General features: G+C 63.3%; 10 protein-coding genes and 1 pseudogene. 5 read left to right on the forward strand and 6 right to left on the reverse strand.

Annotated elements, in window-relative coordinates; translation table 11 throughout:
• Positions 1-64 precede the first annotated feature (64 nt).
• Positions 65-2,380 carry a response regulator gene (locus tag J3B00_RS21750; RefSeq protein ID WP_209871738.1) on the forward strand — a complete coding sequence of 772 codons (2,316 nt, stop codon included), beginning with the start codon at positions 65-67 and terminating at the stop codon, positions 2,378-2,380.
• Here the strand turns inward: J3B00_RS21750 and J3B00_RS21755 are convergent.
• Entirely contained in the window at positions 2,370-2,858 is a 489-nt protein-coding gene (locus J3B00_RS21755; RefSeq protein ID WP_209871741.1) for a glutathione peroxidase, read from the reverse strand. The genes J3B00_RS21750 and J3B00_RS21755 overlap by 11 nt on opposite strands.
• Before the next feature lie 13 nt (positions 2,859-2,871).
• Positions 2,872-3,267, reverse strand: coding sequence for a peptide-methionine (R)-S-oxide reductase MsrB (msrB, locus tag J3B00_RS21760; protein ID WP_209871743.1), 396 nt, complete (start codon positions 3,265-3,267; stop codon positions 2,872-2,874).
• 169 nt (positions 3,268-3,436) lie between these two features.
• Here msrB and J3B00_RS21765 point away from each other — a divergent pair, with 169 nt between their 5' ends.
• Both J3B00_RS21765 and htpX read left to right on the forward strand, forming a co-directional pair.
• The gene (locus J3B00_RS21765; protein ID WP_209871745.1) at positions 3,437-4,648 is read left to right on the forward strand and encodes a pyridoxal phosphate-dependent aminotransferase; all 1,212 of its coding nucleotides are present in this window, start codon (positions 3,437-3,439) and stop codon (positions 4,646-4,648) included.
• Positions 4,649-4,857: 209 nt separating this feature from the next.
• The gene (htpX, locus tag J3B00_RS21770; protein WP_209871748.1) at positions 4,858-5,745 is read left to right on the forward strand and encodes a protease HtpX; all 888 of its coding nucleotides are present in this window, start codon (positions 4,858-4,860) and stop codon (positions 5,743-5,745) included.
• 73 nt (positions 5,746-5,818) lie between these two features.
• On the opposite strand, the gene J3B00_RS21775 is transcribed toward htpX, so the two are convergent.
• A complete protein-coding gene (locus tag J3B00_RS21775; protein WP_209871750.1) occupies positions 5,819-6,469 on the reverse strand; it encodes a thiopurine S-methyltransferase in 651 nt (216 codons plus the stop codon).
• A gap of 101 nt (positions 6,470-6,570) precedes the next feature.
• On the opposite strand from J3B00_RS21775, the gene J3B00_RS21780 reads away from it, so the two are divergent.
• Positions 6,571-7,338: a class III extradiol ring-cleavage dioxygenase gene (locus tag J3B00_RS21780; protein WP_209871753.1), complete on the forward strand. Its 768-nt coding sequence runs from the start codon at positions 6,571-6,573 to the stop codon at positions 7,336-7,338.
• Positions 7,339-8,626: 1,288 nt separating this feature from the next.
• On the opposite strand, the pseudogene J3B00_RS21785 reads toward J3B00_RS21780, so the two are convergent.
• Together J3B00_RS21785 and J3B00_RS21790 are read right to left on the reverse strand one after the other, a co-directional pair.
• Positions 8,627-10,349, reverse strand: a pseudogene (locus tag J3B00_RS21785) (DEAD/DEAH box helicase).
• Positions 10,350-10,797: 448 nt separating this feature from the next.
• The gene (locus J3B00_RS21790) at positions 10,798-11,553 is read right to left on the reverse strand and encodes a spermidine synthase (RefSeq protein WP_209871759.1); all 756 of its coding nucleotides are present in this window, start codon (positions 11,551-11,553) and stop codon (positions 10,798-10,800) included.
• 119 nt (positions 11,554-11,672) lie between these two features.
• Here J3B00_RS21790 and J3B00_RS21795 point away from each other — a divergent pair, with 119 nt between their 5' ends.
• Positions 11,673-13,019: a 3-deoxy-7-phosphoheptulonate synthase class II gene (locus J3B00_RS21795; RefSeq protein WP_209871762.1), complete on the forward strand. Its 1,347-nt coding sequence runs from the start codon at positions 11,673-11,675 to the stop codon at positions 13,017-13,019.
• 98 nt (positions 13,020-13,117) lie between these two features.
• Here the strand turns inward: J3B00_RS21795 and J3B00_RS21800 are convergent, their stop codons facing one another.
• Entirely contained in the window at positions 13,118-13,336 is a 219-nt protein-coding gene (locus J3B00_RS21800) for a DUF1127 domain-containing protein (protein WP_209871766.1), read from the reverse strand.
• Positions 13,337-13,407 lie beyond the last annotated feature (71 nt).

A 13,407-nucleotide genomic window follows, 5' to 3' on the forward strand; every position in this document is an offset into this window, starting at 1 on the left:
GCCAGTAGCCGGGGTACATCGGCTATGCTTCGCAGCGCAGGAGCGACAAACCGAATCGGGACACATGGATATCAAGTTCACCAATCGCCTGTCATACAAGCAAGCCCGGTTGACAGTCCTGGTCGGCTTCATCCTGGGAACATTGCTCAGTCTCATCCAGATCGGCATCGATTATGCCAGCGAAGACGCGTCCATCAACCGCGAAGTGCAGGCGTTGCTGCAAATCAGCCATAACCCGGCCTCACGCATCGCCTACAACATCGACGCCGAGCTGGCCCAGGAGCTGACCGGCGGTCTGCTGCAATCGCCAGCGGTATTCCGCGCCCGGCTGATCGACAACAACGACACGGTGCTCGCCGACGTGCAGCGGCCACGCCTGGAAGACCGCTACCGGCCGCTGAGCGACTTCCTGTTCGGCGAGCAGCGCCAGTTCCAGGACCGCCTGTACCTGGCACACATGCCCCACGAGTACCTCGGCATGCTGTACCTGGACGTCGACACCTATACCTTCGGCAGGCGCTTTCTCGACCGCTCAGGGGTGACCCTGCTCAATGGCTTTACCCGCAGCCTGATCCTCACCGGGATCCTCCTCGCGCTGTTCTACATGATGCTGACCAAGCCGCTGGTGACGGTGATCGCCGCGCTGAGCAAAAGCGACCCACGCAAGCCGCAGCAGACTCGCCTGGACTGCCCGCAGGGCCACGAGCGCGACGAAATCGGGGTGCTGGTCAAGGTTGCCAACCAGCAGTTCGTCAGCATGGCCACCGAGATCCAGCAGCGCCGCGCCGCGGAAAACCGCCTGACGCAGTACCTGAACGAGCTGGAAGACGCCGTCTCGGCGCGCACCGAAGAGCTCAAGGCCAGCAACAACCGCCTCAGCCAGACCAACCAGGACCTCGAAGAGGCGCGCCGGCGCGCACTGGAAATGGCCCAGGCACGCGCCGCCTTCCTTGCCCACATGAGCCACGAGATCCGCACCCCCCTGAACGGCATGCTGGGCATGATTGCCCTCGCCCTGGACAGCGGCCTGGCGGGCGAACAGCGCCAGCAACTGTCGATTGCCCACGACTCGGGCAAGGTCATGGTGGAGCTGCTCAACGATATTCTCGACCTGTCCAAGTTCGACGCCGGCCAGCTCGAACTGGAAAGCATCCCCTTCGACCTGGGCGCGATGGTCGAGGACACCGCCAACCTGCTCTCGCAAAATGCCGCCGCCAGTGTCGAACTGACCTGCCTGATCGCCAGCAACTTCCCGAGCACGGTTCTCGGCGACCCGACCCGGGTGCGCCAGATTGTCAGCAACCTGTTGTCCAACGCCCTCAAGTTCACCCGCTTCGGCCGGGTCGACATACGCCTGACGCCGATCGTCGGCGGTGTGCGCCTGGAGGTCTGCGACACCGGCATCGGCATCGCCGAAGACGCCCAGGCACGGATTTTTCAGCCGTTCGCCCAGGCCGGCGCCGGCATTACCCGCCAGTACGGTGGCACCGGCCTGGGCCTGGCCCTCACACGCAAACTGTGCAAGGCCATGCAAGGCCACCTGCATATTCAGTCAGAAGCGGGCTTTGGCAGCCGTTTCAGTGCCGAGCTGCCCTTGCGCACGCACACCGAAGCCATCCCCCCGGCAGCGCTGTGCGGACGCGTGGTGGCCTTGAGCAAATCGGGCAGCGGTTTGGCCGAACTGCTCACCGGCCTGCTGCCTGGCTGGGGCCTTGATTACCAGCAACTGAACAGCGCCGCCGCGCTGCAGGGCGTAGCGCTCGACCTGCTGATCACCGATGACCTCGAGCATCTGCTTGAACTGCGCCCAGCGCTCGAGGTGCCGATCCTGCTGGTGACCGCCTATGGCAGTTTTCTTCCCGGCGAGCAGGCCAGCAGGCTCGCGCCACTGGTGCAACTGGCCCGCCCCCTGGCACGCAACGCGCTGTACCAGACGCTGCGCCGGATGCTCCAGGGCGAAGCGCCAAACGCCACGCTTGCCGACCAGCACCCCAGCCTGCTGCCACACCGCGCGCGCATCCTGCTGGTCGAGGACAACCCGGTCAATCAACTGGTAGCCAAGGGCATGCTGGCCAAGCTCGGCTGCGAGGTGGTGGTCGCCAACCAGGGCGCCGAGGCCCTGGAGCAGCTCGAACTGCACACCTTCGACCTGATCCTGATGGACTGCAACATGCCCGTCATGGACGGCTACGAGGCCAGCCGGCGCATTCGCCAGAGCGGGCGCTGGCCGCAGTTGCCGATCGTCGCCCTCACCGCCAACGCCATGCCCGAGGAGCGCGAGCGCTGCCGCGCCGCGGGCATGGATGACTACCTGGCCAAGCCGTTTCGCCGCGAAGAGCTGCTGGCACTCATCGAGCACTGGCTGCCGGTCAGCGCCTGAGCAGCGGCTCGATGGCCGCCTTGAGCGCCTCAGGCTTGGTGGCAGGGGCAAAACGGGTGACCTCGCCACTGGCCGGGTCGACCAGAAACTTGGTGAAGTTCCACTTGATTTTCTGCGTGCCGAGCAGGCCTGGCGCGCGTTTTTTCAGCTCGACAAACAGCGGATGCGCACCTGGGCCGTTGACCTCGACCTTACGCATCAGCGGGAAACTCACGCCAAAGCGCGCCTCGCAGAACGCCGCGATCTCGCGCGCCTCACCCGGCTCCTGCTTGCCGAACTGGTTGCACGGGAAGCCAACCACCACCAGGCCCTGCTCGCGGTAGGCCTGCCACAACTGCTCCAAGCCCTTGTACTGCGGGGTGAAGCCGCACTGGCTGGCGGTATTGACCAGGAGCAGCGCCTTGCCGGCGAAATCACCGAGGACCTTGTGCTCGCCGGTGAGGGTGATGCAAGGAATATCCAGCAACGAATCGGCCATGGCGGCTCTCCGGTCAGTCACGCGGCTTGAAGTCCAGGCATACCGAGTTGATGCAGTAGCGCAGCCCGGTCGGCGGTGGACCATCGGGGAACACGTGGCCCAGGTGCGCATCGCAGTGAGCGCAGGTGACCTCGGTGCGGATCATGCCGTGGGTGGTGTCACGGATCTCGATCATGGCGCTGTCGGCGATCGGCGCGTAGAAGCTTGGCCAGCCGCAACCGGAATCGAACTTGGTGGCTGAGTCGAACAGCGGCGCCTGGCAGCAGATGCACAGGTAGGTGCCGTCGGCCTTGTGGCTGTTGTACTTGCCGCTGAACGGTCGCTCGGTGCCTTTCAGGCGGCACACCTGGTACTGCGCCGGGTCGAGCATCGCGCTCCATTCTTCCAGGGTTTTCTCGATCTTTTGCATAAGGTGACCTCGGCAGGCTGAATTTCACCTCGCACTGGCTTTTCCGCAGCGCGGGTGGCACGTATATTAGTTGGCTTCGTGCGCAAGGCTCCAAGTCTGGCACCCGCGCCGCGCCCTTTCAAACCTTTCGACGGCGACGCGCCCGCGACTTATCAATCGGGATCACATCATGCAGTTCAGCAAATCGAACAAGCTTGCCAATGTCTGCTACGACATTCGCGGCCCAGTGCTCAAGCACGCCAAGCGCCTGGAAGAGGAAGGCCACCGCATCCTCAAGCTGAACATCGGCAACCCGGCACCGTTTGGCTTCGAGGCGCCGGACGAAATCCTCCAGGACGTGATCCGCAACCTGCCCACCGCTCAGGGCTACAGCGACTCCAAAGGCCTGTTCAGCGCGCGCAAGGCAGTCATGCAGTACTGCCAGCAAAAGCAGATCGAAGGCGTCACCATCGAAGACATCTACCTGGGCAACGGCGTGTCCGAGCTGATCGTGATGTCGATGCAGGCGCTGCTCAACAACGGTGACGAGGTGCTGATCCCGGCGCCCGACTACCCGCTGTGGACCGCTGCCGTGAGCCTGGCCGGCGGCAAGCCGGTGCACTACCTGTGCGACGAGCAGGCCGACTGGTTCCCTGACCTGGAAGACATCAAGGCCAAGATTACCCCCAACACCAAGGCCCTGGTGATCATCAACCCGAACAACCCGACCGGCGCGGTGTACTCCCGGGAGCTGTTGCTGGGCATGCTCGAGCTGGCCCGCCAGCACAACCTGGTGGTGTTCTCCGACGAAATCTACGACAAGATCCTGTATGACGAAGCCGTGCACATCAGCACCGCCTCGCTCGCCCCGGACCTGCTCTGCCTGACCTTCAACGGCCTGTCCAAGTCGTACCGGGTGGCAGGCTTCCGCTCCGGCTGGCTGATCATCTCCGGGCCCAAGCACCATGCCCTGAGCTACATCGAAGGCATCGACATGCTGGCCAACATGCGCCTGTGCGCCAACGTCCCGGCCCAGCACGCGATCCAGACCGCCCTGGGCGGCTACCAGAGCATCAACGACCTGGTCCTGCCGCCGGGCCGCCTGCTCGAGCAGCGCAACCGCACCTACGAGCTGCTCAACGCCATCCCCGGCGTGAGTTGCGTGAAGCCGATGGGCGCGCTGTATGCGTTCCCGCGGATCGACCCCAAAGTGTGCCCGATCCTCAACGACGAGAAGTTCGCCCTCGACCTGTTGCTGTCTGAGAAACTGCTGATCGTCCAGGGTACGGCGTTCAACTGGCCGTGGCCGGACCACTTCCGTGTGGTGACCTTGCCGCGAGTGGACGACCTCGAGCAGGCCATCGGCCGCATTGGCAACTTCCTGCGTACTTACCAGCAGTAAGATAGCCGGGGGCGCGCACTGCGCGCCTCCTGCCGGCCCCGGAACTTCTCTTACATCCTGCAACGCTCTATCCCACAGCCCCGCGAAAATCCTCTGCCATACTCCCCGCTACACAGCTTGAAACAGTCGACCGGTTGAATCCCCGCGACAGCCCCCTTATATACCCCGCAGTAAGCGATATTTTCATCCGTCAGGAGAACGTAACAACCATGATGCGCATCTTGTTGTTTGTAGCCACCAACCTTGCGGTGGTGCTGGTTGCAAGCATTACCCTGAGCCTGTTCGGCTTCAATGGGTTCATGGCCGCCAACGGGGTTGATCTCGACCTCGGCCAGTTGCTGGTCTTCTGCGCCGTGTTCGGTTTTGCCGGCTCGCTGATCTCGCTGCTCATCTCCAAGTGGATGGCGAAGATGAGCACTGGCACCCAGATCATCACCCAGCCACGTACCCGCCATGAGCAATGGCTGTTGCAGACGGTCGAAGAGTTGTCTCGCGAAGCCGGCATCAAGATGCCCGAGGTGGGTATCTTCCCGGCCTACGAGGCCAACGCCTTCGCTACCGGCTGGAACCGCAACGACGCCCTGGTTGCGGTCTCGCAAGGCCTGCTGGAGCGCTTCTCACCCGATGAAGTGCGCGCCGTGCTGGCCCACGAGATCGGCCACGTGGCCAACGGTGACATGGTCACCCTGGCGCTGGTGCAAGGCGTGGTGAACACCTTCGTGATGTTCTTTGCGCGGATCATCGGCAACTTCGTCGACAAGGTGATCTTCAAAAACGAAGAAGGCCAAGGCATTGCCTACTACATCGCGACCATCGTCGCCGAGCTGATCCTGGGCATTCTCGCCAGCATCATCGTCATGTGGTTCTCGCGCCGTCGCGAGTACCGTGCCGACGAAGCCGGCGCCCGCCTGGCCGGCACTGCCGCGATGATCGGTGCGCTGCAGCGCCTGCGCGTGGAGCAAGGCATGCCGGTGCACATGCCTGATACGCTGAAGGCGTTCGGCATCAACGGCGGCCTCAAGCAGGGCCTCGCTGGCCTGCTGATGAGCCACCCGCCACTGGAAGACCGCATCGAGGCGCTGCGTCGTCGCGGTTGATCGGTACAGTGATAAAAAAGGGCGACTTCGGTCGCCCTTTCTATTTTGGGGGCGCTTTGCGCCCCCGGCATTCTCAACGCTGAACGCGATAGACCCGCTCAAGCAAACTGATTACTCCAGCCTGCGAAAATTTAGGGCTCTGGCTAATAATCTCTGGCGCCTCGAGCTGCCCCACACGCCAACCGGCAAAGCCCTCCCGCACCTCATCATCCCCCACCGAAAACGGCGGCCCCTCGACCAGCGCCTGATCGTAATCAAGCGTCACCAGCAAACCCTTGCAGTCGGCCGGCAGCCCCTCCTTCAACAACGCCTGATAGCGCTGACGCATCGCCAACGGCAGCGCAATCAACGCGGCACGGTCATAAAACCCCGCACACTCGGCGATATCCGCCGCCTGCAAGGCAAACACATCGCCACACCAAAGCTCCACCGCCCCACTGCGCCACACCTCGAACGCCCCGCGCTGAGATACCTCGGCCTGCAGCCCCTGCTCGGCAAAAAAGGCCTCCACCGCCCGCCGCGACAGCTCGATACCGCGCACCTGATAGCCCTGCCCCGCCAGCCAGAGCATGTCCAGGCTCTTGCCGCACAGCGGCACCAGCACACGGCTGCCCGGCGTCAGGCCGAGCGCGGGCCAGTGCGCCTGCAGATAGGGGTTGACCCGGGCCTGATGGAAACCGATCTGGTTATCCGCCCACTTCTTGTGCCAGAACGCCGGCTGCATGTTCACTCCCGATTTTTCGATGGTTCAGTGGGAAAACTTGGTCTGGATGTCGATCTAGATCTGATCGAAGATGATTGCATCTTAACTGTCAGGACCCCGCCATGCTGCCCAGCCTGTTCATTTCCCATGGATCGCCCATGCTTGCCCTGCAACCCGGCGCCAGCGGGCCGGCACTGGCCGGGCTGGTCAACGCCCTGCCCCGGCCCAAAGCGATCGTGGTGGTGTCGGCGCACTGGGAAAGCCGTGAGCTGCTGGTGATGAGCAACCCGCACCCACAGACCTGGCATGACTTCCACGGTTTTCCGCCGGCGCTGTATGCCGTCGAGTATCCCGCACCGGGTGCGCCTGAGCTGGCCCAGCGCGTCAGTGAGCAATTGACCGCGGCCGGCCTGCCGGCACGGCTTGACCCGCAGCGTCCGTTCGACCATGGGGCCTGGGTGCCGTTGTCGTTGATGTACCGCGACGCCGCCATCCCGGTGATCCAGGTGTCGCTGCCCAGCCAGGCCGGGCCTGCTTTGCAGTTGCAGGTGGGTCAGGCACTGGCGTCACTGCGTGCAGAGCAGGTGCTGCTGATTGGCTCGGGTAGCATCACCCACAACCTCGGTGAGCTGGACTGGCATGCCGGGCCGGATGCGATCGAGCCGTGGGCGCTGGCGTTTCGTGATTGGGTGGTGGAGCGGTTGCAGGCGGATGACCGTGAGGCCCTGCTCGACTATCGCCGGCAGGCGCCACACGCGGCGCGTAATCATCCGAGTGACGAGCACCTGTTGCCGCTGTTTTTTGCTTTGGGTGCGGGGGGCAAGCTGGGGATCGTGCATCAGGGGTTTACCCTGGGGGCGCTGGGGATGGATATCTATCGGTTTGACTGAAGCGCCAGAACGCGGGTGCCGCGATGTGCGCAGACGACCAAGTTTCTTCACGGATTGGCTGGGGGCTGGGGCTTGTAGGTTGGGGGCTTATCCATTTGATGGGGTGTAGCTGCTGGCCCCTTCCGCCCTTACGGCGGGTCACTTTTTTTCTTGGAAAAAAGTAACCAAAAACCGCTTGCTCCTGCATCCGGCCCTTCGCTGCGCTGCGGGTCCCCTCGCTCCGGTCTTGCTCCGGGAGGACCGCGCTGTACGGCCCATCCTGGGCCTCAGCGCTTTCCGGCCATCCATGGCCTCCACCTCCCTGCGCAAGACCTCCACTCGGCCTCCTGACGTCGCGTAGTTACGGGTGGCGTCTGGACTGGCGTTGTTTTGATAGTGGCATGGGTGGTGGATATTCGGGCCTCTTCGCGGGGCAAGCCCGCTCCTACAGGTATCGCGCAAATTTTGAATTCGGCGCAATCCCTGTAGGAGCGGGCTTGTCCCGCGAAGAGGCCGGTACTGCCAATGCAAATCGCAGGGCGCAGCCCTGCCCAGCCACCCCACAAATCCGCTCGTAAACAAACAAAGCGAGAGCGCAGCGATTCGCCAGCCGTTGCAGTGGCTGTTGATCTTGATCTTGCTCTTGATCTACCAGCGACTTCAGGAGGCCGAGCGCAGGTCTTGCGTAGGGAGGTGGAGGCCATGGATGAGCGGAAAGCGCTGAGGCCCAGGAGGGGCCGTACAGCGCGGTCCTCCCGGAGCAAGACCGGAGCGAGGGGACCCCGCAGCGCAGCGTAGGGGCCGGATGCAGGAGCAAGCGGTTTTTGGTTACTTTTTTCCAAGAAAAAAAGTGACCCGCCGTAAGGGCCAGGCCTTTCAAGGTCTTTGAAATTTGGTCTGGCTTGAGCTCGCCGGGGGCGCTGCGCACCCCTTTCCGACCGGTCCGGCGCCCCGGCAAGGCCGCTCCCACAGGGATAGCACATGCCTCAAGAACGGCGCGGTTCGCTCCTCTGGGCAACTGTCTTGCACTCAACCTCAAGCTGGCGCGGTCTCTGTGGGAGCGGCCTTGTGTCGCGAAAGGGCTGCGCAGCGCCCCCGGCGAGCTCAAGCCAGACCAAATTTCAAAGACCTTGAAAGGGATGGCCGTAAGGGCGGAAGGGGCCAGCAGCGCCACCCCATCAAATGGATAAGCCCACACCCCCTAAGCCAGCCAAGCCAAGCCAAGCCAACAGATCATCCCCCAACAATCCTCGAAGAAGCCCCAAAAAAAATCCCCGACCAGGTCGGGGATTTTTTTAGTGCGCCAGGATCAATCCTCGCGGTAACGGCGCAGCTTCAGCTGCTTACCGGCCACACGGGTATCCTTGAGCTTGGTCAGCAAACGCTCCAGACCATCTTCCGGCAGCTCGACCAGGCTGAAGCTGTCACGTACCTGGATACGACCGATAGCATCACGGGCCAGGCCGCCTTCGTTGAGGATTGCACCCAACAGGTTCTTGGCAGCGATGCCGTCACGGGCACCCAGGGCGGTACGGCAACGCACACGGCCTTCAGCCAGTGGCATTGGCGCGCGACGCTCACGGTCACCACGGTCGCTACGCTCAGCACGCTCAGGACGATCGCCACGCTCGGTGCGCTCACCGCGCGGAGCATTGGTCGGCACCAGCGGCTGCTCGCGCTCGACCGAAGCCAGGTCCAGCGGCTGGCCATTGGTGGCCTTGCGCAGCAGGGCCGAGGCCAGGGCACGCGGAGTGCACTCCAGCGAAGCGGTCAGACGGTCGAACAGTTCGCCATGGCTGGCTTCTGCTTCGGCCACCAGCGGCGCCAGGCTCGCGGTCAGCTTCTTGATGCGCGCATCGAGCACGGCCTGTGGGCCAGGCAGACGGGCTTCGGCAACCTTCTGCCCAGTCACACGCTCGATCACTTGCAGCATGCGGCGCTCACGCGGGGTGACCAGCAGCAGCGCACGACCTTCGCGACCGGCACGGCCAGTACGGCCGATACGGTGAACGTAGGACTCTGGGTCGTACGGCATGTCCACGTTGAACACGTGGGTGATGCGCGGTACGTCCAGACCACGGGCAGCGACGTCGGTAGCGACGACGATGTCCAGGCGGCCATCCTTGAGCGATTCGATGACGCGCTCACGCTGGTTCTGGGCGATGTCGCCGTTCAGCGCGGCAGCCTTGTAGCCTTTGGCTTCAAGGGCGGCAGCGAGGTCCAGGGTGGCTTGCTTGGTACGCACGAAGGCGATCAGCGCATCGAACTCTTCGACTTCCAGCAGACGCAGTACAGCCGCGATCTTCTGGTCGGCGTGAACCATCAGGTGAGCCTGATCGATCGCGGTGACGGTCTGAGTCTTGCTCTGGATCTTGACGTGTTTCGGATCGCGCAGATGACGCTCGGCGATGCTGCGGATCGACGACGGCAGGGTCGCAGAGAACAGCACGGTCTGGCGAGTCGGCGGCAGGGCCTCGAAGATGACTTCGAGGTCGTCCATGAAGCCCAGCTTGAGCATCTCGTCGGCTTCGTCCAGCACCAGGTGCTGAACAGTCGACAGGACTTTCTCGTCGCGACGCAGGTGGTCGCACAGACGGCCTGGGGTCGCTACGACGATCTGGGCACCATTGCGAATGGCACGCAGCTGTGGGCCCATCGGGGCACCACCGTAGACAGCGACAACGTTTACGCCAGGCGTTTGCTTGGCATAGGTTTCGAAAGCGGTTGCAACTTGCAGCGCCAACTCACGGGTTGGCGCCAGGATCAGGGCTTGCGGTTCGCGCTTGCTCACATCGATTCGGTTGAGGATCGGCAGAGCGAAGGCAGCGGTTTTACCGGTGCCGGTCTGCGCCTGGCCGATCATGTCATGACCGTCGAGGATGATCGGAATCGACTGTTGCTGAATGGCGGACGGCTCTTCGTAGCCGGTGGCCATTACGGCAGCAACAATGTTCGGGTTAAGTCCGAGAGCGGCGAATCCGCCGGTTTCCTGGGTCATGGGTCTGCCTCTATGTGCATCCGCAAAGACCCATGCTCCAAAACTGCACATGCCTTGAAAGACCCTAAGGTCACCCAGGCAGTTTTGGCGGCGGGGATTTGCGAAAACGATTGAAAAAGAAAAACTTGGGAAGGTCCGCCTAGCGGACGTGCAGCCGAAGCTGGACTCGGAGGATTTGCACCACCTGATTTTGCGGCCCGCTAAAAGACCGGCGCGTACTATACCCGAAATCCTTTATTGCAGTGAGATTTTTTTACGGGGCCTGGGCCAGTACCGAGCCACCATTGTTTACCGGCTGAATCGGTTCCCCGCAGAGCACCCCGGCGCACTCGCACTGCCCCTGTAGCGGGCTTGCCCCGCGACACCGGCGAAGCCGGTGCCATACAACTTGGTTGGCTGGACCGGCCTCTTCGCGGGGCAAGCCCGCTCCTACAGGGGGACGCGTCGCTGCTGGGTTACCGCGATCCCTGTGAGAGCGGGTTTCAGGTGGCAGGGCGGATCGCGTTGACCAGGTATTCCAGGCTGTAGCCCAACTGCGGCGCCAACGCGGCAGCCCGCGCGCGCACCTCGTCCAGCGACAGCTCCTGATCAAGGTCCGCCGGCACCAGCACGATCACGTTGCCCTCCTTCACCGGCAGTTCCCAGTAGTGGCGGTGATACAGCCCGCGCAACAGCGCCGCGCCCAGCGGCTTGCCGTCATCGCTGGCCCACTGGTTGATCACCAGCCAGCCGTCGGGGTTGAGCTGCTGCTGGCAGCCCTCGAGGAAATTCCACGCCAGGTGGGCAACCCCCGGGCCGTGATCGGTATACAGGTCGACAAAGATCAGGTCGGCTTTTTCCGCGCTGGGCAGCAACTCCACCGCATCGCCGATGCGCACGTACAGCCGCGGGTCGTCATCCAGGCCCAGGTATTCCATGGCCAGGCGCGGCACATCCGGGCGCAGCTCGATCGCTTCGACATCGTCCAGCGGCAAGAACTTCAGGCACGCCTGGGTCAGGGTACCGGCGCCCAGGCCAAGAAACAGCGCACTCTCCGGCTGCGCATGACACAGCGCGCCGACCAGCATCGCCCGGGTGTAGTCGTACTCCAGCCAGCTCGGGTCGGCGGTGAACACGCAGCTCTGTTCGATGGCCTCGCCGAACTCGAGAAAGCGATAGTCCTCGACCTCGTAGACACTGACGATGCCAAAGGCATCCTCAACCCGGGCCAGCAGCCGCTCTTCCCGCTCGTTCGTCATTACTACTCCCGCCAGACCCGCGCAAAATGCGCATTGTCCGTGAATGCCCCACACGCAACAAGCACGCCGCCACCTGATACCATGACAGGCACCTAATAACAGACCGTACCGAGCCCGTGATGAAGCAACCCTGGAGCCCCGAAAGCTGGCGTGCGCTGCCGATCCAGCAGCAACCGACCTACCCCGATGCCGCGCACCTGCTCAAGGTCGAACAGACCCTGGCCAGCTACCCGCCGCTGGTCTTCGCCGGCGAGGCGCGCGAGCTGCGCCGGCAGTTTGCCGAGGTCACCCAGGGCCGCGCCTTCCTCCTCCAGGGCGGTGATTGCGCCGAAAGTTTCGCCGAATTTTCCGCGGCAAAGATCCGCGACACCTTCAAGGTGCTGCTGCAGATGGCGATTGTCATGACCTTTGCCGCCGGCTGCCCGGTGGTCAAGGTCGGGCGCATGGCCGGTCAGTTCGCCAAGCCGCGCTCGGCCGGCGACGAGACCATCGGCCAGGTGACCTTGCCGGCCTACCGCGGCGACATCGTCAACGGCATCGGCTTCGATGAACCCAGCCGCATCCCCGACCCCGAGCGTCTGCTGCAGGCATATCACCAGTCCACCGCCAGCCTCAACCTGTTGCGCGCCTTTGCCCAGGGCGGCTTTGCCGACCTGCACCAGGTGCACAAGTGGAACCTCGACTTCATCGCCAACTCGGCCCTGGCCGACAAGTACCACCAGCTCGCCGACCGCATCGACGAGACCCTGGCGTTCATGCGCGCCTGCGGCCTGGACAGCGCGCCGCAGTTGCGCGAGACCAGTTTCTTCACCGCCCACGAGGCGCTGCTGCTCAACTACGAAGAAGCCTTTGTGCGCAGCGACAGCCTGACTGGCGACTACTACGACTGTTCGGCGCACATGCTCTGGATCGGCGACCGCACCCGCCAGCTGGACGGCGCTCATGTAGAGTTCTTGCGCGGCGTGCACAACCCGATCGGGGTCAAGGTCGGTCCGAGCATGAACCCAGAAGAGCTGATTCGCCTGATCGACACGCTCAACCCGGACAACGACCCGGGCCGGCTCAACCTGATCGTGCGGATGGGCGCGGGCAAGGTCGGCGGTCATCTGCCGGGGTTGATCCGCACCGTCGAGCGCGAGGGGCGCAAGGTGTTGTGGAGCTGTGATCCGATGCACGCCAATACCATCAAGGCCAGCAGTGGCTACAAGACCCGCGATTTTGCGCAGATTCTTGATGAGGTGAAGCAGTTCTTCCAGGTGCACCAGGCCGAGGGCTCGTATGCCGGCGGGATTCACATCGAGATGACCGGGCAGAACGTCACCGAGTGCATCGGTGGCGCACGGCCGATTACCGAGGCGGGGCTGTCCGACCGTTATCACACCCATTGCGACCCACGGCTGAATGCCGATCAGTCGCTGGAGCTGGCGTTTTTGATTGCCGAGACGTTGAAGCAGGTACGACGTTAAGGCTTTCGCCAGCAGCCTAGGCTTGGGTTTGGGCTTGAGTTTGCTGGGGCCGCGCAGCGGCCCCAGCAAGCTCAAGCCTGATGCAAGTCCCTGCCCATTCACTTACCCAGCGGATCATCCCAAAACGGCCGCTCGGCCTCTTGCTGGATATCCGCCCGACTCAAGCCCAGGTCCGCCAACGTCGCATCACTGAGCCGCGCCAACTCCTGGCGCTGACGGTGCAACTGATGCCAGCGGGCCAGGCGCCGACCCACCTCCTGCATCATCTGCCCAAGACCAACTGCCGGTTGCCGGGTAACACTCGCATGACCTTTCATCGTGAAGCCCTCCGTGTAAGTGGCTTCAGTCTCGCGCTGGGCTTAGGATCAATCCAACGAATGTTTCTTAT

Origin of the sequence: Pseudomonas sp. BP8, from assembly GCF_017875955.1 — a bacterium.
Classification (GTDB): domain Bacteria; phylum Pseudomonadota; class Gammaproteobacteria; order Pseudomonadales; family Pseudomonadaceae; genus Aquipseudomonas.

Excerpts from the sequence above, each read along its gene's own strand:
- J3B00_RS21750 (WP_209871738.1), top strand. The coding sequence starts at position 65 with ATGGATATCAAGTTCACCAATCGCCTGTCATACAAGCAAGCCCGGTTG.
- J3B00_RS21755 (WP_209871741.1), bottom strand. The coding sequence starts at position 2,858 with ATGGCCGATTCGTTGCTGGATATTCCTTGCATCACCCTCACCGGCGAG.
- msrB (WP_209871743.1), bottom strand. The coding sequence starts at position 3,267 with ATGCAAAAGATCGAGAAAACCCTGGAAGAATGGAGCGCGATGCTCGAC.
- J3B00_RS21765 (WP_209871745.1), top strand. The coding sequence starts at position 3,437 with ATGCAGTTCAGCAAATCGAACAAGCTTGCCAATGTCTGCTACGACATT.
- htpX (WP_209871748.1), top strand. The coding sequence starts at position 4,858 with ATGATGCGCATCTTGTTGTTTGTAGCCACCAACCTTGCGGTGGTGCTG.
- J3B00_RS21775 (WP_209871750.1), bottom strand. The coding sequence starts at position 6,469 with ATGCAGCCGGCGTTCTGGCACAAGAAGTGGGCGGATAACCAGATCGGT.
- J3B00_RS21780 (WP_209871753.1), top strand. The coding sequence starts at position 6,571 with ATGCTGCCCAGCCTGTTCATTTCCCATGGATCGCCCATGCTTGCCCTG.
- J3B00_RS21790 (WP_209871759.1), bottom strand. The coding sequence starts at position 11,553 with ATGACGAACGAGCGGGAAGAGCGGCTGCTGGCCCGGGTTGAGGATGCC.
- J3B00_RS21795 (WP_209871762.1), top strand. The coding sequence starts at position 11,673 with ATGAAGCAACCCTGGAGCCCCGAAAGCTGGCGTGCGCTGCCGATCCAG.
- J3B00_RS21800 (WP_209871766.1), bottom strand. The coding sequence starts at position 13,336 with ATGAAAGGTCATGCGAGTGTTACCCGGCAACCGGCAGTTGGTCTTGGG.